Source organism: Streptococcus koreensis, from assembly GCF_003627135.1.
Classification (GTDB): Bacteria; Bacillota; Bacilli; order Lactobacillales; family Streptococcaceae; genus Streptococcus; species Streptococcus ilei.
The window spans coordinates 63157-84859 of the sequence record NZ_CP032620.1; the positions used below are offsets into that span (position 1 = coordinate 63157).

17 protein-coding genes, 11 tRNA genes and 3 rRNA genes are annotated in these 21703 nt (G+C 43.2%); 5 read left to right on the top strand and 26 right to left on the bottom strand.

Annotation, left to right across the window (positions count from 1 at the left end; all coding sequences use genetic code 11):
* Positions 1–78: 78 nt before the first annotated feature.
* The 3 genes from recX to D7D50_RS00385 all read left to right on the top strand — a co-directional run bounded on the left by recX (position 79) and on the right by D7D50_RS00385 (position 1893).
* Entirely contained in the window at positions 79–855 is a 777-nt protein-coding gene (gene recX / locus D7D50_RS00375) for a recombination regulator RecX (protein WP_120701182.1), read from the top strand.
* An 87-nt stretch (positions 856–942) separates the two neighbouring features.
* The gene (gene ntdP, locus D7D50_RS00380; RefSeq protein ID WP_048715843.1) at positions 943–1476 is read left to right on the top strand and encodes a nucleoside tri-diphosphate phosphatase; all 534 of its coding nucleotides are present in this window, start codon (positions 943–945) and stop codon (positions 1474–1476) included.
* Positions 1477–1575: 99 nt separating this feature from the next.
* Positions 1576–1893, top strand: coding sequence for a DUF960 domain-containing protein (locus D7D50_RS00385; RefSeq protein WP_120701183.1), 318 nt, complete (start codon positions 1576–1578; stop codon positions 1891–1893).
* Positions 1894–1957: 64 nt separating this feature from the next.
* On the opposite strand, the gene D7D50_RS00390 is transcribed toward D7D50_RS00385, so the two are convergent.
* The 17 genes from D7D50_RS00390 to D7D50_RS00475 all read right to left on the bottom strand — a co-directional run bounded on the left by D7D50_RS00390 (position 1958) and on the right by D7D50_RS00475 (position 10798).
* Positions 1958–2031: transfer RNA gene (locus D7D50_RS00390), tRNA-Pro, on the bottom strand.
* Between the two features lie 19 nt (positions 2032–2050).
* Positions 2051–2124, bottom strand: a tRNA-Arg gene (locus D7D50_RS00395).
* 36 nt (positions 2125–2160) lie between these two features.
* Positions 2161–2234: transfer RNA gene (locus tag D7D50_RS00400), tRNA-Arg, on the bottom strand.
* Positions 2235–2255: 21 nt separating this feature from the next.
* Positions 2256–2341 (bottom strand) — tRNA-Leu (locus tag D7D50_RS00405).
* 7 nt (positions 2342–2348) lie between these two features.
* Positions 2349–2420: transfer RNA gene (locus tag D7D50_RS00410), tRNA-Gly, on the bottom strand.
* Positions 2421–2443: 23 nt separating this feature from the next.
* Positions 2444–2516, bottom strand: a tRNA-Thr gene (locus tag D7D50_RS00415).
* A 17-nt stretch (positions 2517–2533) separates the two neighbouring features.
* Positions 2534–2615, bottom strand: a tRNA-Leu gene (locus D7D50_RS00420).
* A 5-nt stretch (positions 2616–2620) separates the two neighbouring features.
* Positions 2621–2693, bottom strand: a tRNA-Lys gene (locus D7D50_RS00425).
* Positions 2694–2724: 31 nt separating this feature from the next.
* Positions 2725–2797, bottom strand: a tRNA-Asp gene (locus D7D50_RS00430).
* Positions 2798–2799: 2 nt separating this feature from the next.
* A tRNA-Val gene (locus D7D50_RS00435) sits at positions 2800–2872 on the bottom strand.
* 128 nt (positions 2873–3000) lie between these two features.
* A 5S ribosomal RNA gene (rrf, locus tag D7D50_RS00440) occupies positions 3001–3116 on the bottom strand.
* Between the two features lie 80 nt (positions 3117–3196).
* A 23S ribosomal RNA gene (locus tag D7D50_RS00445) occupies positions 3197–6099 on the bottom strand.
* Positions 6100–6228: 129 nt separating this feature from the next.
* Positions 6229–6301: transfer RNA gene (locus D7D50_RS00450), tRNA-Ala, on the bottom strand.
* Between the two features lie 53 nt (positions 6302–6354).
* Positions 6355–7903, bottom strand: a 16S ribosomal RNA gene (locus D7D50_RS00455).
* Together the 16S, 23S and 5S rRNA genes with 11 tRNA genes alongside form the textbook arrangement of a ribosomal RNA operon.
* Before the next feature lie 295 nt (positions 7904–8198).
* The gene (gene hpf, locus D7D50_RS00465) at positions 8199–8744 is read right to left on the bottom strand and encodes a ribosome hibernation-promoting factor, HPF/YfiA family (protein WP_023022375.1); all 546 of its coding nucleotides are present in this window, start codon (positions 8742–8744) and stop codon (positions 8199–8201) included.
* An 87-nt stretch (positions 8745–8831) separates the two neighbouring features.
* The gene (locus tag D7D50_RS00470; RefSeq protein ID WP_227877749.1) at positions 8832–9437 is read right to left on the bottom strand and encodes a ComF family protein; all 606 of its coding nucleotides are present in this window, start codon (positions 9435–9437) and stop codon (positions 8832–8834) included.
* 62 nt (positions 9438–9499) lie between these two features.
* Positions 9500–10798 carry an ATP-dependent helicase ComFA gene (locus tag D7D50_RS00475; protein WP_120701185.1) on the bottom strand — a complete coding sequence of 433 codons (1299 nt, stop codon included), beginning with the start codon at positions 10796–10798 and terminating at the stop codon, positions 9500–9502.
* A gap of 55 nt (positions 10799–10853) precedes the next feature.
* Between D7D50_RS00475 and D7D50_RS00480 the strand changes: the two genes are divergently transcribed.
* Together D7D50_RS00480 and cysK are read left to right on the top strand one after the other, a co-directional pair.
* On the top strand, positions 10854–11486 hold the full coding sequence (locus D7D50_RS00480; protein ID WP_023027744.1) for a YigZ family protein: 633 nt from the start codon (positions 10854–10856) through the stop codon (positions 11484–11486).
* Between the two features lie 91 nt (positions 11487–11577).
* Positions 11578–12507, top strand: coding sequence for a cysteine synthase A (cysK, locus tag D7D50_RS00485; RefSeq protein ID WP_120701186.1), 930 nt, complete (start codon positions 11578–11580; stop codon positions 12505–12507).
* 51 nt (positions 12508–12558) lie between these two features.
* Here cysK and D7D50_RS00490 read toward each other — a convergent pair whose 3' ends face one another.
* The 9 genes from D7D50_RS00490 to fmt all read right to left on the bottom strand — a co-directional run bounded on the left by D7D50_RS00490 (position 12559) and on the right by fmt (position 21695).
* Entirely contained in the window at positions 12559–12927 is a 369-nt protein-coding gene (locus tag D7D50_RS00490) for a S1 RNA-binding domain-containing protein (protein ID WP_120701187.1), read from the bottom strand.
* Complete coding sequence (locus D7D50_RS00495; RefSeq protein ID WP_120701188.1) at positions 12924–14330, bottom strand: bifunctional Cof-type HAD-IIB family hydrolase/peptidylprolyl isomerase; 1407 nt, start codon at positions 14328–14330, stop codon at positions 12924–12926. The genes D7D50_RS00490 and D7D50_RS00495 overlap by 4 nt, the downstream gene beginning before the upstream one ends.
* A gap of 44 nt (positions 14331–14374) precedes the next feature.
* Positions 14375–15007, bottom strand: coding sequence for a response regulator transcription factor (locus D7D50_RS00500; protein ID WP_023022361.1), 633 nt, complete (start codon positions 15005–15007; stop codon positions 14375–14377).
* Complete coding sequence (locus tag D7D50_RS00505) at positions 14985–16004, bottom strand: envelope stress sensor histidine kinase LiaS (RefSeq protein ID WP_120701189.1); 1020 nt, start codon at positions 16002–16004, stop codon at positions 14985–14987. The genes D7D50_RS00500 and D7D50_RS00505 overlap by 23 nt, the downstream gene beginning before the upstream one ends.
* Complete coding sequence (liaF, locus tag D7D50_RS00510; RefSeq protein ID WP_117745175.1) at positions 16001–16696, bottom strand: cell wall-active antibiotics response protein LiaF; 696 nt, start codon at positions 16694–16696, stop codon at positions 16001–16003. The genes D7D50_RS00505 and liaF overlap by 4 nt, the downstream gene beginning before the upstream one ends.
* A gap of 130 nt (positions 16697–16826) precedes the next feature.
* Complete coding sequence (pknB, locus tag D7D50_RS00515; RefSeq protein ID WP_120701190.1) at positions 16827–18698, bottom strand: Stk1 family PASTA domain-containing Ser/Thr kinase; 1872 nt, start codon at positions 18696–18698, stop codon at positions 16827–16829.
* Positions 18695–19435, bottom strand: coding sequence for a Stp1/IreP family PP2C-type Ser/Thr phosphatase (locus D7D50_RS00520; RefSeq protein ID WP_023022352.1), 741 nt, complete (start codon positions 19433–19435; stop codon positions 18695–18697). Before D7D50_RS00520 ends, pknB begins: the two co-directional genes overlap by 4 nt.
* Before the next feature lie 21 nt (positions 19436–19456).
* Positions 19457–20770: a 16S rRNA (cytosine(967)-C(5))-methyltransferase RsmB gene (rsmB, locus tag D7D50_RS00525; RefSeq protein ID WP_023022350.1), complete on the bottom strand. Its 1314-nt coding sequence runs from the start codon at positions 20768–20770 to the stop codon at positions 19457–19459.
* Positions 20760–21695 (bottom strand): methionyl-tRNA formyltransferase, encoded by a 936-nt coding sequence (gene fmt, locus D7D50_RS00530; protein ID WP_117745178.1) that lies wholly within the window; start codon positions 21693–21695, stop codon positions 20760–20762. Before fmt ends, rsmB begins: the two co-directional genes overlap by 11 nt.
* Positions 21696–21703: the final 8 nt, after the last annotated feature.

Here is a 21703-nt window from a genome sequence, read left to right on the forward strand (position 1 = left end):
TTCTCAAAAGGAATACGAATAATATAGAGAGAAAGACTGATCATTTACCATAATAAACTCAAACGAAATAGGAAACCTATGAAAATTACCAAATTAGAAAAGAAAAAACGTCTCTACCTTCTAGAGCTGGATCAAGCCGAATCCCTCTACATTACAGAAGACACCATCGTCCGCTTCATGCTCTCACGAGACAAGGAAATTAGCCAGGAAGAACTCAAGGAAATTCAAACCTTTGCCCAGCTCTCCCATGCTAAAAACTTGGCCCTCTATCACCTTTCCTTTAAGGCACGAACAGCTCGCGAGGTTCGAGACTATTTAATCAAGCACGAAATCGACGAATCTACCATCGAAACCGTCATTAACACCCTAAAAGAAGACAAATGGATCGATGACCTTGCCTATACTCGCGCTATCTTTCAATCCAATCAACTCTCAGGAGACAAGGGCCCCTATCTCCTCAAGCAAAAGCTCATTCAAAAAGGTGCCTCTTCCCACTATATCGACCAAATCACCTCAGAATTTGATTTTTCCGAGGTGGCTCAACGAACTGCCCAGAAACTGGCTAAGCAATACGTTAAGAAACTTCCACCAAGAGCCTTAAATGATAAAATCACACAAACTCTTATCAATAAAGGCTTTAGTTATGAAGTTGCCAAGCAAGCCTATCACCAATTAGATATCGAACAAGACGAGGAACAAACTCTTGACCTGATTATGAAGGAACTAGAAAAACAGCACCGGAAATACTCCCGAAAATACGAAGGCTACGAACTCAAACAACGCCTCACTCAAGCACTAGCTCGTAAAGGCTACGACTACTCAGACATTTCTACAGCACTTCGCGAATTCCTTTAAATAAAAATTCACATGAAAATCCCTTATTTTCATGAAAATATGATACAATATAGAGGATGTACTTAGATTGTAGAAAGTTGGTAAGTTATGAAACTACCTAAAGAAGGCGACTTTATTACAATTCAAAGTTATAAACATGATGGAAGTCTCCACCGAACCTGGCGGGACACCATGGTACTAAAAACTACGGAAAACGCACTTATCGGCGTCAATGATCATACTCTCGTTACAGAGAGCGATGGTAGAAGATGGATTACAAGAGAGCCAGCAATCGTCTACTTTCATAAGAAGTACTGGTTCAATATCATCGCCATGATCCGGGATAATGAAGTATCCTACTATTGTAATCTAGCCAGTCCATTTTATATGGATCAAGAGGCACTAAAGTATATTGATTATGATCTTGATGTCAAGGTATTTCCTGGTGGTGATAAGAAACTGCTGGACGTAGAAGAATACGAACAGCACAAACGCAAAATGAACTATTCAGACGACATTGACTTTATCCTAAAAGAAAATGTCAAAATCCTTGTAGACTGGATCAACAATCAATTAGGTCCTTTCTCTGAAGAATACATTAAAATTTGGTACAACCGTTATGTTGAACTGCGAAATAAATAAAGTTGAAAAGAGCGAAAGCTCTTTTTTTCGAACGTAACACTTGCAATATCCAAGCAAAACAAGTACTATGTACTTAATAAAAAGAGGAAGGGAGACACAATGGCATTTACAAATACAAGAGGCCGCTACGCTAGTTTTGGAGTGATGACCAGTTTACCAGATGATATTATAGATAGTTTCTGGTATGTCATTGACAACTATCTCAAACATGTCTATCCCTTAAACCCAGTTTTAAAATTTGAACTCATTAATCGAAAAGGAAAAACAACTTTACGGTTCAGTCAAAAAGACTTCCCTTTAGAAATTGCAGTTGATTTCCTAATTCCCTTCGACCCCTATTATCCAAGACAAGTCCGGATTGTTGATAACAAGGGAAGAGAAACTATTATGCTGATTGATGAATACCAGCTCTTATAAAAGAAAAAGGCCACACGGCCTTTTTTTTACAAAACAAAAAAGGTCATAGGACCTTTCTACAGTATCGGGAAGACAGGATTCGAACCTGCGACACCTTGGTCCCAAACCAAGTACTCTACCAAGCTGAGCTACTTCCCGAACTAAAGCTTACGCTTTATGCACCCTAGAGGAGTCGAACCTCTAACCGCCTGATTCGTAGTCAGGTACTCTATCCAGTTGAGCTAAGGGTGCTCGTTCTTATTCAATTCTTACATAGTCTTGCGACCATGCACCCTAGAGGAGTCGAACCTCTAACCGCCTGATTCGTAGTCAGGTACTCTATCCAGTTGAGCTAAGGGTGCTTCTTCTCCAACCTAAGTCTATGCCGAGGACCGGAATCGAACCGGTACGATCGTTACCAATCGCAGGATTTTAAGTCCTGTGCGTCTGCCAGTTCCGCCACCCCGGCCTCCTCAAGCGAACGACGGGATTCGAACCCGCGACCCCCACCTTGGCAAGGTGGTGTTCTACCACTGAACTACGTTCGCATCTGTTTCTTTATATAAAAAAATGCCGGCTACATGACTTGAACACGCGACCCTCTGATTACAAATCAGATGCTCTACCAACTGAGCTAAGCCGGCTCATTATTATTCTTTTATGCGGGTTAAGGGACTTGAACCCCCACGCCGTAAAGCGCCAGATCCTAAATCTGGTGCGTCTGCCAATTCCGCCAAACCCGCTATAATGACCCGTACTGGGCTCGAACCAGTGACCCATTGATTAAAAGTCAATTGCTCTACCAACTGAGCTAACGAGTCGTATCATTATCTTCTAGAAACTTTGTTTCTACGGTCCCGACGGGAATCGAACCCGCGATCTTCGCCGTGACAGGGCGACGTGATAACCGCTACACTACGGGACCTATGGGAGTTAACGGGATCGAACCGCTGACCCTCTGCTTGTAAGGCAGATGCTCTCCCAGCTGAGCTAAACTCCCAAATGGTCGTCTAGCTCAGCCAACGGTGAGAAACTGCGTTTCTCTTATCCGCCGATTGGAATCTCGATTTCCTCTCAATTCCAACAAAGCTAAACTCCCAAAAAAGGAAGCGTCTAACTTCCTATCTTGCTAAGCGACTACCATATCTCACAGGGGGCAACCCCCAACTACTTCCGGCGTTCTAGGGCTTAACTTCTGTGTTCGGCATGGGTACAGGTGTATCTCCTAGGCTATCGTCACTTAACTCTGAATGATGAACATTCAAAATTGAATACCTATATTCTAACAAAAATCTAAACCGCTGTAAATATCCTCAGTTACTTTTTGGATAAGTCCTCGAGCTATTAGTATTAGTCCGCTCCATTGCTCACACAACTTCCACTCCTAACCTATCTACCTGATCTTCTCTCAGGGCTCTTACTAACATATAGTTATGGGAAATCTCATCTTGAGGTGGGTTTCACACTTAGATGCTTTCAGCGTTTATCCCTTCCCTACATAGCTACCCAGCGATGCCTCTGGCGAGACAACTGGTACACCAGCGGTAAGTCCACTCTGGTCCTCTCGTACTAGGAGCAGATCCTCTCAAATTTCCTACGCCCGCGACGGATAGGGACCGAACTGTCTCACGACGTTCTGAACCCAGCTCGCGTGCCGCTTTAATGGGCGAACAGCCCAACCCTTGGGACCGACTACAGCCCCAGGATGCGACGAGCCGACATCGAGGTGCCAAACCTCCCCGTCGATGTGAACTCTTGGGGGAGATAAGCCTGTTATCCCCAGGGTAGCTTTTATCCGTTGAGCGATGGCCCTTCCATACGGAACCACCGGATCACTAAGCCCGACTTTCGTCCCTGCTCGAGTTGTAGCTCTCGCAGTCAAGCTCCCTTATACCTTTACACTCTGCGAATGATTTCCAACCATTCTGAGGGAACCTTTGGGCGCCTCCGTTACCTTTTAGGAGGCGACCGCCCCAGTCAAACTGCCCGTCAGACACTGTCTCCGATAGGGATCACCTATCCGGGTTAGAGTGGCCATAACACAAGGGTAGTATCCCAACAACGCCTCCATCGAAACTGGCGTCCCGATATCAATGGCTCCTACCTATCCTGTACATGTGGCACAGACACTCAATATCAAACTGCAGTAAAGCTCCATGGGGTCTTTCCGTCCTGTCGCGGGTAACCTGCATCTTCACAGGTACTAAAATTTCACCGAGTCTCTCGTTGAGACAGTGCCCAAATCATTACGCCTTTCGTGCGGGTCGGAACTTACCCGACAAGGAATTTCGCTACCTTAGGACCGTTATAGTTACGGCCGCCGTTTACTGGGGCTTCAATTCATACCTTCGCGTTACCGCTAAGCACTCCTCTTAACCTTCCAGCACCGGGCAGGCGTCACCCCCTATACATCATCTTACGATTTAGCAGAGAGCTGTGTTTTTGATAAACAGTTGCTTGGGCCTATTCACTGCGGCTGACATAAAGTCAGCACCCCTTCTCCCGAAGTTACGGGGTCATTTTGCCGAGTTCCTTAACGAGAGTTCTCTCGCTCACCTGAGGCTACTCGCCTCGACTACCTGTGTCGGTTTGCGGTACGGGTAGAGTATGTTTAAACGCTAGAAGCTTTTCTTGGCAGTGTGACATCACTAACTTCGCTACTAAACTTCGCTCCCCATCACAGCTCAATGTTATAGAACTAAGCATTTAACTCAATTCACACCTCACTGCTTAGACGTGCACTTCCAGTCGCACGCTTTAGTTAGCCTACTGCGTCCCTCCATCACTACATACTCTAGTACAGGAATATCAACCTGTTGTCCATCGGATACACCTTTCGGTCTCTCCTTAGGTCCCGACTAACCCAGGGCGGACGAGCCTTCCCCTGGAAACCTTAGTCTTACGGTGGACAGGATTCTCACCTGTCTTTCGCTACTCATACCGGCATTCTCACTTCTATGCGTTCCAGCACTCCTCACGGTATACCTTCTTCACACATAGAACGCTCTCCTACCATACCATTAAAGGTATCCACAGCTTCGGTAAATTGTTTTAGCCCCGGTACATTTTCGGCGCAGGGTCACTCGACTAGTGAGCTATTACGCACTCTTTGAATGAATAGCTGCTTCTAAGCTAACATCCTAGTTGTCTGTGCAACCCCACATCCTTTTCCACTTAACAATTATTTTGGGACCTTAGCTGGTGGTCTGGGCTGTTTCCCTTTCGACTACGGATCTTAGCACTCGCAGTCTGACTGCCGACCATAATTCATTGGCATTCGGAGTTTATCTGAGATTGGTAATCCGGGATGGACCCCTCACCCAAACAGTGCTCTACCTCCAAGAATCTTTATGTCGACGCTAGCCCTAAAGCTATTTCGGAGAGAACCAGCTATCTCCAAGTTCGTTTGGAATTTCTCCGCTACCCACAAGTCATCCAAGCACTTTTCAACGTGCCCTGGTTCGGTCCTCCAGTGCGTTTTACCGCACCTTCAACCTGCTCATGGGTAGGTCACATGGTTTCGGGTCTACGACATAATACTAAAGCGCCCTATTCAGACTCGGTTTCCCTACGGCTCCGTCTCTTCAACTTAACCTCGCATCATATCGTAACTCGCCGGTTCATTCTACAAAAGGCACGCTCTCACCCATTAACGGGCTCGAACTTGTTGTAGGCACACGGTTTCAGGTTCTATTTCACTCCCCTCCCGGGGTGCTTTTCACCTTTCCCTCACGGTACTGGTTCACTATCGGTCACTAGGGAGTATTTAGGGTTGGGAGATGGTCCTCCCAGATTCCGACGAGATTCCACGTGTCTCGCCGTACTCAGGATACTGCTAGGTATAAAGACTATTTTAAATACGAGGCTGTTACTCTCTTTGGCCTACCTTCCCAGGTAGTTCTTCTATAATCTTTATGTCCACATTGCAGTCCTACAACCCCGAAGAGTAAACTCTTCGGTTTGCCCTCCTGCCGTTTCGCTCGCCGCTACTAAGGCAATCGCTTTTGCTTTCTCTTCCTGCAGCTACTTAGATGTTTCAGTTCACTGCGTCTTCCTCCTCATATCCTTAACAGATATGGGTAACAGGTATCACCTGCTGGGTTCCCCCATTCGGACATCCCCGGATCGGCGCTTACTTACAGCTCCCCGAGGCATTTCGTCGTTTGTCACGTCCTTCTTCGGCTCCTAGTGCCAAGGCATCCACCGTGCGCCCTTATTAACTTAACCTTATTAACCTAATTTTTTCAAAAATTAGAAAACTCATTAAATATTCACAGCGTTTTCGGTTTATTTTCTTGTTACTATTTGATATAGATATTCAATTTTCAATGTTCATCCTTGGTGATCTCTCACCAATGGAGCCTAGCGGGATCGAACCGCTGACCTCCTGCGTGCAAAGCAGGCGCTCTCCCAGCTGAGCTAAGGCCCCACAAGACCTCTCAAAACTAAACAAGACGAACGTGCAGGTTTCCTTATCCTTAGAAAGGAGGTGATCCAGCCGCACCTTCCGATACGGCTACCTTGTTACGACTTCACCCCAATCATCTATCCCACCTTAGGCGGCTGGCTCCTAAAAGGTTACCTCACCGACTTCGGGTGTTACAAACTCTCGTGGTGTGACGGGCGGTGTGTACAAGGCCCGGGAACGTATTCACCGCGGCGTGCTGATCCGCGATTACTAGCGATTCCGACTTCATGTAGGCGAGTTGCAGCCTACAATCCGAACTGAGACTGGCTTTAAGAGATTAGCTTGCCGTCACCGACTTGCGACTCGTTGTACCAGCCATTGTAGCACGTGTGTAGCCCAGGTCATAAGGGGCATGATGATTTGACGTCATCCCCACCTTCCTCCGGTTTATTACCGGCAGTCTCGCTAGAGTGCCCAACTAAATGATGGCAACTAACAATAGGGGTTGCGCTCGTTGCGGGACTTAACCCAACATCTCACGACACGAGCTGACGACAACCATGCACCACCTGTCACCTCTGTCCCGAAGGAAAACTCTATCTCTAGAGCGGTCAGAGGGATGTCAAGACCTGGTAAGGTTCTTCGCGTTGCTTCGAATTAAACCACATGCTCCACCGCTTGTGCGGGCCCCCGTCAATTCCTTTGAGTTTCAACCTTGCGGTCGTACTCCCCAGGCGGAGTGCTTAATGCGTTAGCTGCGGCACTGAGTCCCGGAAAGGACCCAACACCTAGCACTCATCGTTTACGGCGTGGACTACCAGGGTATCTAATCCTGTTTGCTCCCCACGCTTTCGAGCCTCAGCGTCAGTTACAGACCAGAGAGCCGCTTTCGCCACCGGTGTTCCTCCATATATCTACGCATTTCACCGCTACACATGGAATTCCACTCTCCCCTTCTGCACTCAAGTTAAACAGTTTCCAAAGCGTACTATGGTTAAGCCACAGCCTTTAACTTCAGACTTATCTAACCGCCTGCGCTCGCTTTACGCCCAATAAATCCGGATAACGCTCGGGACCTACGTATTACCGCGGCTGCTGGCACGTAGTTAGCCGTCCCTTTCTGGTAAGATACCGTCACAGTGTGAACTTTCCACTCTCACACTCGTTCTTCTCTTACAACAGAGCTTTACGATCCGAAAACCTTCTTCACTCACGCGGCGTTGCTCGGTCAGACTTTCGTCCATTGCCGAAGATTCCCTACTGCTGCCTCCCGTAGGAGTCTGGGCCGTGTCTCAGTCCCAGTGTGGCCGATCACCCTCTCAGGTCGGCTATGTATCGTCGCCTTGGTAAGCCGTTACCTCACCAACTAGCTAATACAACGCAGGTCCATCTGGTAGTGGAGCAATTGCCCCTTTCAAACAGCTGTCATGCAACATCTGTTGTTATGCGGTATTAGCTATCGTTTCCAATAGTTATCCCCCGCTACCAGGCAGGTTACCTACGCGTTACTCACCCGTTCGCAACTCATCTGGAAAGAGCAAGCTCCTTCCTTCAGCGTTCTACTTGCATGTATTAGGCACGCCGCCAGCGTTCATCCTGAGCCAGGATCAAACTCTCATTAAAATAATTGTTTGTCTAAACTCATTCTGTCACTGACAGATTTATTGTTTTTTTCATTGTTCAGTTACTATAACTTCCGTTATAGTGCCCTGCACATTGGTTCGTCTTGTTCAGTTTTCAAAGGTCTTTGTCGCTCTCGCGCGACAACTATATTAGTATATCACGACCTCTTCTCCTTGTCAATAACTTTTTTCTATTTTTTTATTTTTTTTGTTATTTTTTTGATTTGCGACTATTTATTTCCTATATATATAGAAAGCTCCTGTATATTCTACAGGAGCTTTCTGACTGTGTTAACTTATTTGTCTTTAACTTCAAGAAGTCCAATATCTCCATCTTCGCGACGGTAAATAACGTTAGTTGTATTGTCTTCCACATCCTTGTAGATGAAGAAGTCATGTCCCAATAGTTCCATTTGAAGAATCGCTTCATCTAATTCCATTGGTTCAATGTCAATCGTTTTTGTACGGACAACTTTTTCCAATGCAACACTTTCTTCTACTAAAGCTTCTGTAAAGATTTTGCTAGTTGCAGATTTACTACGATTTTTCTTTTCAATCTTTGTTTTATTCTTACGAATTTGACGTTCAATCTTGTCAACTACCAAGTCAATAGATCCATACATATCTTGAGAAACATCTTCTGCACGCAGCGTAATAGAACCCAGTGGAATCGTGACTTCAACTTTTGCAGTTTTTTCACGATAAACTTTTAGGTTTACACGTGCATCCAATTCTTGCTCTGCTTGAAAATATTTTTCAATTTTTTCGAGTTTAGAAACGACATAGTCGTGAATGGCTTCTGTTACTTCTAGGTTTTCACCACGGATACTATATTTAATCATATAAGTACCTTCTTTCTAAACGTTTTTCTTTTTATATCTACATTATAACGCTTTCATTTTATTTTTGCAAATATATTTTTGATTATTCTATCTTGCTAATGAAAAAGATCTTATTTCTTTCACCCCGTTTACATGTAACATTTCTTTAGCTCTCTCTATTGTTGCCCCTGTTGTGTAGATATCATCGATTATCATTATTTTCTCCGGCCAGCTTTTATTTTTAAGCTCTTTTCGTTCAAAGGCTTGTTCTGTTTTTAATCTTTCTTTTTTATTTTTCTGTGATTGGGCTTTTGTATCCTTTTTTATTAATAGGTCTTGATAAGGGATTCCTGCAGCTTCTAAGATGGCTGTTACCTGATTAAATCCTCTCTTCTCATTTCTCTTATCGCTTAAAGGTATTGGAACAATGGTATACCCTTTATACTTTTTTAGCGCTGCCTTTACTTCTTCAGCAAATAGTCCAGCTAACAGTTGATCCCCCTGAAATTTGTATTTCTGAAAGTATTCCTTCATTTCTTCATTATAGTAGTAGAGTGCTTTATGGTTTACACTTTTCCCTTTTCGTTCCCACTCTTGGCAATCTTCACAAGAAGTCTCTGAACTTTTTTTACAACAAGTCTTGCAACTAGCTTCACTAACTGGTTCGAACTTATTTTTACAGTTGTCACACATTGTGAGATTCTCTTTTTTCATTAGGATGAGATCCCTTAAGGATTCTTGTTTGAATAGCTCTTGATCACATAACAGACAGTTACTCAAAATCCTGCCTCCCGATTCATTTCTTTTATTTCTTTAATGGCTTGTGTCATTTCTTGGCTGGTTCCTTCTGCTAGAAAAAGTAATTCGCCTGTGGGTCTTTCCATACTTCTTCCTACACGACCAGCGATTTGAACCAGGGTGCTCTTAGTGAACAGCCGATGATTGGCCTCAATCACAAACACATCTACTTTAGGGAAGGTAACTCCCCTTTCCAGGATTGTCGTTGAAACAAGGATTGTAATTTCTTGGTTGCGAAATTTTTCTACCAGTTCTAACCTATTTTCTGTTTTAGAGGTCACCAGTTCGATGATTTCATCCTTGAAGTTCTGTCTTAAGAGGTTAAGGAGCTTTTCTCCTAATTCAATCTCTGATACAAATAAGATCAGTGGAAAGCTTGTTTTTCGTTGCTCCTTTATTAGTCTGAGTAACTTCCCTGGTACTTGCTTCTTTTCTACTTTCTTTCGTAGATCTTTTAGCCATACTTTTCTAGGAATTACTAGAGGGTTTCCGTGAAAGCGTCTGGGTAGGCTAACGCGGTTTATTTCCTGTTTTTTGACCTTTTTATCTAACTCTTTTGTTGAGGTAGCTGTCAAATAGATGAGCTTTCCATTCTTGGTTACGGCATTTGAAACGGCATGGTAGAGAACAGGGTTATCAACAAAAGGAAAGGCATCGACTTCATCGATGATGAGGAGGTCAAAAGCTTGATAAAATTTTAGTAGTTGATGTGTGGTGGATATGACGAGAGGCGTTCGGAAATAAGCTTCTGAATCACCGTGCAACAACGTGATGGGGCAGGAAAAGTCCTTTGTCATTCGCTTATATAATTCAATACACACGTCAATCCTTGGTGTAGCAATGCAAACACATCTCCCCTTTTTTATCACTTCCGCCACCACTTGGTACATCATTTCCGTTTTACCTGCTCCTGTAACTGCGTGTACCATCATAGGCTTTCTATCTGTTAAGGATTGAACCAACTCTTGAGAAACCCGACTTTGAAATGGCGTCAAGCTCCCCTGCCATCTTAGGACTTCTTCCTGCGGAAAGGCTTGCTGGAGAAAGTAATAGAGTACTTGGTCGCTCCTAACTCTTCCTAATTGAATGCAGGCTCTACAATAGTAGCTTCCTATCTGTAGTTTCCATTTGCTTTTATCAATCTTAGTCCCACACCGATTACAAAACAAGCCCGTCTTTTCCTCTACCATAGCTGGCAGTTCTTGGGCTTGTCCAAGCAGTTCCACCTCTAGTTGTTCTTGGGTGAACAACCTTCCATAACAATCTTCAACTTTCATACTTATATATTCGTAAAAAGTCGCAGTTTTGCGAGTTTTTTTGTAAAATAAGTGTATGGAATACAAGACATTTAAAGAGGACGGCCTCGTCCAAGAAGAAATTAAAAAATCTCGCTTTCTTTGCCATGTTAAACGGGTCTATACTGAAGAGGAAGCTCGCGACTTTATAGCTGCTGTCAAGAAAGAACATTACAAGGCAACTCACAATTGCTCCGCATTTGTCATAGGCCAACAGTTTGAGATCAAACGGACCAGCGACGACGGAGAACCGAGTGGGACTGCCGGCGTTCCCATGCTAGGTGTGCTAGAAAATCATGAGTTGACCAATGTCTGCTGCGTTGTCACTCGTTATTTTGGTGGGATCAAGCTAGGCGCAGGCGGTCTGATCCGTGCTTATGCAGGTAGCGTCGCTCAGGCTGTGAAAGAAATCGGTCTCGTTGAAATCAAGGAGCAAGTTGGGTTAGGGATTACCTTGACTTATCCCCAATACCAAGAGTTTGTGAACTTTCTATCCGCTCACCAATTAGCAGAATTTCAGACAGACTTCACCGATGCTGTCTTTAGTCTGATTTATGTAGATAAAGAGCAAAAAGAAGATGTGATTGCAGACCTGATTGATTTTTACCATGGAAAAGTTGAGATTAGTGATCAGGGGCTAAAGGAAGTGGAAGTTCCTATCCAGTTATAAAAAAAGGCTATCACATCGATAGCTTTTTTATATTTTACAAACCGGATTACTGGCGGTATACTGGATACACTAACAAAGGAGTGTATATCGTATGCCAATCTATGAAAATATTACAGAATTAATCGGAAAAACACCTATTGTAAAATTGAACCACTTGGTACCTGAAGGGGCTGCTGATGTCTATGTTAAACTAGAAGCCTTCAACCCAGGTTCATCTGTCAAAGACCGGATTGCTCTTAGCATGATTGAAAAAGCAGAACGAGATGGTCTGCTTCAACCTGGTTCTACTATCGTTGAAGCAACCAGCGGAAATACAGGAATTGGTTTATCATGGGTTGGGGCTGCCAAAGGGTATAAAGTCGTCATCGTCATGCCTGAAACCATGAGTGTTGAACGTCGGAAAATCATTCAAGCTTATGGAGCTGAACTGGTCTTAACTCCAGGTAGTGAAGGAATGAAAGGAGCTATCGCTAAAGCAGAAGAAATCGCTGCAGAACGAAACGGTTTCCTTCCCCTCCAATTTAACAACAGCGCCAACCCAGAAGTCCATGAAGCAACAACAGGACAAGAAATTTTAGAAGCTTTTGGGCCAAATGGATTGGATGCCTACGTCAGTGGTGTTGGAACAGGTGGAACTATTTCAGGTGTTTCTCATGCCTTGAAAAAAGTCAACCCAGCCGTTCAAGTCTATGCCGTTGAAGCAGATGAATCAGCGATTCTTTCTGGCGAAAAACCAGGACCTCACAAAATCCAAGGACTTTCAGCAGGTTTCATTCCAGAAACTCTGGATACCAATTCTTATGATAGCGTAATCCGTGTCACTTCTGAACAAGCTTTAGAATTAGGTCGCTACATTGGTGGAAAAGAAGGATTCTTAGTTGGAATTTCATCTGCCGCCGCTATCTATGCAGCGATTGAAGTCGCAAAAGAGCTTGGAGCTGGTAAAAAAGTCTTGGCCTTGGCACCAGATAATGGGGAACGTTACCTTTCGACTACTCTTTACGATTTTGAACAAGAATAAGAAAGAGGCTACAATGTAGCCTCTTTTTCTTCTATCTGCGGAAACAAATTCTTATTTTCCCCGCCCAGTATCACTCAAAAATTCTTTGCTTTCTTTAATCCAAATAGGTAATTGCTTAGCTAAAGGAGTAAAACCGATCTTATGGCGATCATTCGAAAAACGATGATGACGAAAGTGCTTTCTATTCCCAGCTTCTAAGGTTCGAAGGGACAAACTAGCCTTCCCTGAATATTCATCAATATCGATGACCTGAGTAGTAACTTCATCTCCAATTTTTAAAATATCATGAATGTTGTCAATATACCCACTGCGGATTTCAGAAATATGGATTAAACCGGTTACCCCTGTCTCTAGTTCAACAAAGGCTCCATAAGGTTGCAACCCTGTCACAACACCCTTCAGTTTATCCCCGATTCTCATGCGTCTCCCTCAATATCAATCAATTCCATCACCACATCTTCTTTGGGTTTGTCCATGGCACCTGTCTCGACTGCTGCAATGGTGTCCAATACTTGATAAGAAGCTTCGTCCATCAACTGACCGAATACTGTGTGACGACGGTCCAAATGAGGAGTTCCTCCTTCTTCTGCATAAATTTCTGCAATAGCTTCAGGCCACCCACCACGGGCGATTTCCTTTTTAGAATATGGAAGGTGTTGGTTTTGAACAATGAAGAATTGACTGCCATTGGTATTTGGTCCGGCATTGGCCATAGATAGCGCGCCACGGATATTGTACAATTCTTCAGAGAATTCATCTTCAAAAGATTCTCCGTAGATGGATTCCCCACCCATACCTGTTCCAGTTGGGTCGCCACCTTGGATCATGAAATCTTTAATGATGCGGTGGAAAATCACTCCGTTGTAATAGCCGTCTTTCGCAAGCGCAATAAAGTTCGCAACGGTTTTTGGTGCTTGATCAGGGAAGAGACGAATCTTCAGATCTCCATAGTTGGTATGAATCGTCGCAATTGGTCCTGTTTCTTGATCCATTTTTGTTTGTGGTAAATGCAATTCTTTTTCAACCATTTTTAACTCCTCTAAGGCATGTAAAATGCCATCTTCTTCTAAAGTTTTTGTGACATAATCTGCTTTAGCTTTTAATGCTTCCTGGGCATTTCCCATGGCAATCGCTAAACCAGCATAGTCAAATAATTCTATGTCGTTCAATCCATCCCCAAATGTTAAGACATTTTCTGGTTTGAGCCCCAGTTTTTCTACTACCTTTGAGACACCATGGGCTTTGGATTGCTGATTTAAGACAACATCAGATGAAATTGGATGCCAGCGAACCAAACGCAATTCTTGTGCCAAATCCTCTGGGAGAGCATCGAATGCTTCACCAGTCTCGAAGGTCCACATTTGATAGATAGAATGCTTAGTAGCAAAATCAGGATCCACTGGTAAATTTGGATAGATGGGATCAATAGCCTGGCTCATCTCTTCCGTCCGAATAGACAGGGCTGCTTGATGACTCCCAACCAAACCATAATGAATTCCAACTTGCTTGGTCCAAGCAATAAAATCTTGAACCAGTGGATTTGGCACCCTTTCTTCATAAATGACATTTTCCTTACGATCAATCACGTAGGAGCCATTCAAAGTGACATAGAAGTCCGGTTGGAGAGCCTTGATTTCTTCTGGCACTCCAAAAATCCCTCGTCCACTAGCAATAGCTGTGTAAATTCCTTTTTCTCGTAATTGAGAGAATACTCTGGTGATCGAAGCTGGAACATAGCCTGTCTCAACATTTCGTAAGGTATCGTCAATATCAAAAAATACTATTTTAATCTTTTTCGCTTTGTAGCGTGTTTTTGCATCCATGTTGGTCTCCATTTAGTATGCTGTCTATTATAGCATGTTTTTGACTAAAAATCTTCCTGAGAGACCAAGTGATGTTGGAAGGCATAAACTACTGCTTGGGTACGATCGCTCACTTCTAATTTTGACAATATATTCGACACATGGGTCTTGACTGTTTTTAATGAAATGAATAATTCATCAGCTATCCGTTGATTTTCGTACCCCTTGGTTAGTAAAGCCAAGATATCTCGTTCACGCGCGGTCAGGTCATCATGGAGTTCCACGTGATTTTTTCGATACTCTACTTTTTGGCTGACTTCTGTCTCAATCGCCAACTCTCCCTGCTCCACCTTGTAGATTGCACGAAGAATTTCCTCTGCACTGGAAGTTTTGAGCATATAGCCTTTAGCTCCCGCATCCAAGACAGGGTAAATTTTTTCATTGTCCAGATAGGACGTTAGGATTAATATTTTTGCATCTGGCCATTCCTTTAAGATGGCGAGCGTCGCTTCAATCCCGCTCATATGGGGCATGACAATATCCATAATAATGACGTCTGGTCGTTCTTGTAAGGCTAACTCGACACCCTCTTGACCATCACTAGCCTCTAGGACTTGGTCAATCCCCTCTTGCATACTTAAATAACTTTTTAATCCTAATCGGACCATCTCATGATCATCTACTAGTAATAATTTCATCATTTTCTCCTTCTACTAATGGCACTTTGATATCAATGGCCACTCCTTTTTTGGGACTGGCCAAAATTTTAATTCTTCCTGCCATGTCATCCACTCGATCTTGAATATTTTTCATACCGTAACTTAGTTCACCCAGCGATTCTGGATCAAAGCCTACTCCGTCATCTGCTATCTTGAGATGGAGGGATTGTTCTGCTTGCAAAAGATAAACATCTAATCGCTTGGCATGAGCATGTTTCAATGTATTGCTAACCACTTCTTGCACAATCCGGAAAATATGCTCTTCAATGGCTTTAGGTAATTTTTGAACATCGTGTTCAAAATGAACTTCTAAATTGCTCTTTTCTTGTAGTTCTCTAAAAATCACCTGCAGACCTTCTACTAGGTTCCGACCTTCCAATTCTGTCGGCCGTAAATGCAGTAGCAAAATTCGCAAATCATTTTGAGCGGTATTTAGAATCTCTGTAACTCCCTTCAACTGTTGCCCTACTTTAGGAAGTTGAAGAACTTGATCCTGGTTGGCTACACCGGACAAGATCATGTTGGCTGCAAATAATTCTTGACTCACCGTATCATGGAGATCTCGTGCAATTCGCCTGCGTTCTCTTTCCACAATCTCTTCTTCATTTTGCATGACTCGATTTTCTGTTCGTTGCAAATTTTCTGTCAGGCGTTTGAGCTTCCGATCCAAGCGCTGAAATTCTTCATTAATCTCTTTGTTTTCTCCAAGTTTTAGCTTCTTGCCTTCGAGCAAGCTTCTTAAGTTTTTTTGGACGGTGTTCATAATTGTAAATTGAATCAATTTAATCAATAAAATCATCAAGATAGTGAGAGCAACCGTCAATCCAAAGCCAATAAACAGAAATGCACGAAGCTTTGATAAATCTTCCAATAGATAAGTCCACTGAAAGTCGAAGAGACCAAAGATAGAATGGATAATAACAGCTAGAATCAAGACCGTATAAAGGAAGATTAAAAGATAGTCTGTTCGTTTCATCCTCTAACCACCTCCACATCTCCAACGATTCCTGCTACAACAAGCTTCACTGTCCGATGGGAACTTCGATAATTTGGCGTCTCCATGCTAACTGTCTCATTTCTCAATTTCCTAGGTTTTTGAGAGAAGAGGCGTAATTCTCCATATAAGGTATTCACTTGCAAGCTAAGCTCCACATCCACTGGCAAAATAATTTTAGTATTGCCAAACATCTTTCTCATGATTATGACATTGTCATGATTTACCACAATCACTTCGTCTAAGTGAATCGTATCCTTCCCGACTAAACGTATAATCGTTAAATCACGAAAATGGCAGTTTACCTTTGAAAAATGATGCAGATCTCCAATCCAAGGCGTTTTCTCTTGTCGGATTTCTACATCTTCCTCATAATCTATCTTCACTTCTTCGTTTTCACGGTAAAAATAAGGATAAGCCACTATCATGGCATAGACTACGGCAAACAAAAGCGCAGCGATGACATAGGGATTTAGCATGACAATAAAAAACAGCAGGATGCTGGATGCCACTAAAAGAAAATTACTCCGCTGTTTTCCGATGTAATAATACAATAGAAGTAAGCAAAGAACCACGATTAGGACAATACGAGATATATTTCCCGCTAAAATAGTGATTGCAGCCATGGTGAGTAACAAAGCTTCCACAAACACAAACAATTGAATCTTCCACATAATTGAACCTCTCCATTCTATTTTATCAAAATTCCAAGGGATTCGCTTCCGCCTCTAGAAGGATTCATCCCAACTCTCTCTGTACTAAAAAAACCAGACCAATTTGGTCTGGTTTTATATGATCATCACGTTAAGGTTCTGGTTCAGTGGTAGCTGAGGATTCCGTATTGGAATGTGATTCCACTGTTGTAGAGGTTGAACCTTCTGATGAACTGCTTGAAGCTTTCGTACTACTTGATGGTTCCGTCTTCGGTTCGTACACGGTCAAGACAATGCGAGTCTTCTTAATATCGATGCTTGATTGAGCTTCCGGAGTCTGACTCACAATTTGACCTGGTAAGACTTCTACTCCAGCTGGAAGATGCGATGTGGTCTTCCGTTCAATATTTGCTTCCTTCACCCCGTAGATTTCAACGAGATTAGAGACAGCAAACTCATAATCAGAACCGACATAACTTGGTAAATCGATAGAATTACTTTCCTTAGATACTTTCAGAACAACCTTCGTATTAGAAGTCAAATCATATTTTTGACCAGCGACAGGAGATTGCTCAATAACGATTCCTGGTTCTACTTCATTGGTCTCGACTTCTTCAATCGAAATGAGTTTGCTAGAAAGCTTATAGTTGGTTTTCAGATCATTTTCTGCATTTTCTCTAGACATACCAGTATAGTCTGGCATATCAAAGGTGCTTGGTCCTTTCGAGACAACCAAATCAACCTTGCTGTTTTCTTTTTTCTGAGCTCCTGCATTTGGATTGGTACGAATCACATAGCCTTCAAGTACAGAATCACTGTATTCTTCTTTTTCGTCTCCAACTTGAAGATCCTGATCTTCAATGATAGCACGAGCTTCTGCAACAGTTTTTCCAGATACATCCGGAACTGTTTTGTTGGCTGGACTCATATAAAGAAGAAAGGCAAAGGCAGCTAGTACCAAAGCTAAAGCAACAAACAAGACTTTGTAGCGTGTCCTCAAACGACGACGTGGCTTATTTTTTGGAGAAACTGGAACCGTTCTATCCTCTGAAGCCCCTGGTAGGTCCTCATGAACAACCGGACGAACATCTGATGTTGGAAGTGGCGTTGGTTTTGGAACCACGTTTACCTTTGGTAGGGTTTTGGTATCTGCTTTTGAAGCATCATCAAAGACCAATTTTTTCTCGTTACGACGCTCATAAGATAAGCAACTAGAGAGGTCAACATACATTTCAGCTACCGACTTATAGCGATCGGATAGTTTCTTTGCTGTTGCTTTAATAACCACATTTTCCAAGGCCTGTGGAACATTTTTATTCTCTTCGATGATGGACGGAAGTGGTTTTTGGAAATGTTGTAGCGCGATCGTCACTGCACTATCCCCATCATAAGGGATATGTCCCGTCAGCATTTCGTAGAATATAATCCCCATTGCATAAATATCGCTTTGAACAGAAGCTTTCGATCCTCTAGCTTGTTCAGGAGACAAATAATGAACCGATCCCAACATAGAGTTTGTCTGAGTGAGACTCGTTTCTGCAAAGGCTACCGCAATCCCAAAGTCAGAGACCTTGGCATTTCCATCTGGTGTTAAAAGAACGTTTTGAGGCTTTAAGTCACGGTGAATAATCCCTTGCGTGTGCGCCAAGCGCATAGCAAGAAGAATTTGCCCCATCAAGCGAACGGCTTCTTCATTTGAAAGAGGAGCATTTTCCTTGATATAACGTTTCAAGTCTAAGCCAGCGACATATTCCATCGCCAAGTATTGTTGGCCTTCCTCTTCACCGATATCCGTGATCCGAACGATATTTGGATGATCCAAATCTGCCATCGCTTTAGCCTCTCGTTGGAAGCGAGCAACTGCAATTGGATCTGTTTGGTAATTGGTCCTCAGTACTTTAACTGCAACTTCTTCACCATCTAAGATTAAATCCCGAGCGAGATAGACATCTGCCATCCCTCCACGCCCGATTTGGCGGATTATCTTATATCGTCCGGCAAAAATTTTGCCGATTTGAATCATGCCATATCCTCCTCAGCAAAGTGAATCAGTACAACTGTAATATTGTCCAAACCACCAGCATTATTCGCAAAGCGAACCAAGGTTTTTGCCTTTTCTTCAACCGATAAATCGCTGACAAGGATATCACGGATTTCATCACCAGAGATCATATTGGTTAATCCATCACTATTGATAACAATGAAATCTCCCGCTTCAACCGTAAGCATACCAAAGTCCGGTTGTAATTCATCCTTTTGTCCAATAGATTGGGTGATGATATTGCGTTGTGGATGATGAGCTGCCTCTTCTTCCGTAATTTGTCCAGCTTTGAGCAAGGCATTTACTAAAGAATGGTCATTGGTCAATTGATGGTATTCCCCATTACGCACGAGTCCAATTCGGGAATCTCCTACATGCGCAAATAAGACTTGGTCATCGATAATGGCAAGAGCTTCCAGCGTTGTTCCCATTCCTTTATGTTCTTCATCTTGACCAATGCGATGGATCTGCTGGTTTTCTTTTTCCAAATTCTCTGCAAACCACTCTCTTACTTCGTTAATGGTGCTGATTTCAGTCGCTACCCAAGCAGCGCCAAGATCTGTAACAGCCATCTCGCTAGCAATATTGCCAGCACGATGTCCCCCCATCCCATCAGCTAGAAAAATCATGGATTTTCCCGCTTTGTTTTTATATTGATTTGCATAGTCTTGGTTATTTGTCCGTCTTTGACCTACATCGGTTAAGATAGAAATTTCCATACTGTCCGTATCCTCCTGAGATTACGATATTCTTCGAAAACGACTAATAAAGAAACCATCGCTTCCATACAATTCTGGTGTAATTAACATACAACCATCTTTCAGAATATCTTTTCGTTCATGATCTAATGGCACGAGTTCAAAATTTGGATGGGTTTCTAAAAACTGGTGAACCACATCAAAATTCTCTTCTCCTATAATTGTGCATGTACTGTAGACTATTATACCATCTTTCCGTACACTTTGACAAACTCCATCCAATATTTCCAATTGAATCGCCTGCAGAGACGCAAAGTCAGCATTATCTTTATTATACTTGATGTCTGGCTTTCGGCGGATCAAACCAATCCCAGAGCAAGGGGCATCTACCAAGATTTTATCGAAGGCATCCGCCCCAAAAGCTTCAAATACCTTGCTGGCATCCAGTTTTTTTGTCTGGATTTTATCTGCTACTCCAAGACGCTCCGCGTTTTCCTGAATTAATTGGAGCTTATGATCGTACAAGTCCAAAGCTGTAATCTTCCCATCGACTAGATAAGAAGCTAGATGAGTGGTCTTGCCACCAGGAGCTGCACAGGCATCCAGCACCTGATCCGTAGGTTGAATTTCCAAAGCAGGTGCCACCAATTGACTGGTCTCATCTTGGATGGTTATCTTTCCTTGTTTGAAGTAATCAGAGCCCGCAAAATAGCCGTTTTCCTTTACAAGAGCTGTTGAGGCCAATAAGGAATCCGAAGCCTGCAACTGTTCCTTGATGTCTTCTTTTTGGTCAAGGTCAACAACTCGAACACTGGCCTTGTTGCGAACATAGAGACTTTCAAAAATAGCGATTGCCCGCTTTTTCCCATACTCATCAAGCAACTTTTTCACCAACCAAACCGGTAGTGAATAACGGATCGAAAGTCGTTTGTTGACTCGTTTAATCTGGTCAATCGACGGAAGCCCCTCTCGTAGCATTTTCCGTAAGAGAGCATTGACATATTTTTCGCTCCCCTTCTTCCGTTGCTTGGCAAGCTCTACTGCTTCATGGACAACAGCATGGGGAGGAATCTTCTCAAGATAGACGAACTGATAAAGGCTCATCAATAAAAGATGATAAATCCATGGGTCTACCTGGTCTCGATCAGCGACAAAGTGCGATAGATACCATTCCAAGGTTAGTTTACGCGAAACCGTCCCATAGACAATTTCAGTCACCAGACTTTTATCCACTTCTGACAAAGTTGACTTTCCCAGAGCTTTTTTGAGGGCGATATTTGAAAAAGCACCGTCCTGGAAAATCTCTCCTAGGGTAGAGAGGGCCAATCCACGTGCAGTCTGTAGCTTATTTACCAAATTGATCACCTACTTGCAATTGTCGCCCTAAGCCATTTAAGAAATCTCCAACAGCCATTTTAGGTTTGCCAGCTGGCTGAACCAGGGTCAAGGCCAGGGCTCCCTCACCCGTCGCAACAATGATTTCATTTTTATGGAGAGCCAAAATTTCTCCTGGTTCTCCTTGTCCTTCACATGGTTTTGCTTGGTAAACCTTGAAGCGTTCCCCCTTCCATAAGGTATGGGCAACTGGCCAAGGATACATGCCTCGAACTTGGTTAAAGAGTTCACGGTTGGTCCGCGTCCAATCCAGGCGTTCTTCTTCCGGTTTGATATTGGGAGAGAAGGTTACTTGTTTGGGATCCTGAGCTTGTGGTTTGAGTTCTCCCGCAAGGTAAGGTGGTAAGGTTTCTAAGAGAAGATCCCGACCGACAAGAGCCAACTTCTCAAACATGGTTCCCACATTGTCCTCTTCTAAAATAGGGATGGCGCGAGAGGAAATCATATCTCCGGCATCCATCTCTTTGACCATTTCCATGATGGTCACACCAGCTTCCTTATCCCCATTCATGATGGCATAATGGATAGGAGCTCCACCACGGTATTTTGGAAGAAGAGAAGCATGCACGTTGACAGCAAACTTCATCGCCTCTAACAAACGACTCGGCAAGAATTGTCCAAAGGCTGCTGTGACGATCCCATCTGCCCCCAAAGCTAATAAATCTTCTAACTCCTGGCTTCCAGATAGTTTTTCCGGCTGGTAGACTGGTAAGCCTGCTTCTAAAGCCACTTCTTTTACCGGCGTCATCCGAATTTCTTTTTTCCGACCAACTGCCCGATCTGGTTGAGTCACAACGGCTAGAATCTCATAGCGTTCGTCAGAAATCAAGCCTTTTAAAACTGTAGCCGAGAAATCAGGCGTTCCCATAAATAGTATTTTTGTCATTTTTTCTC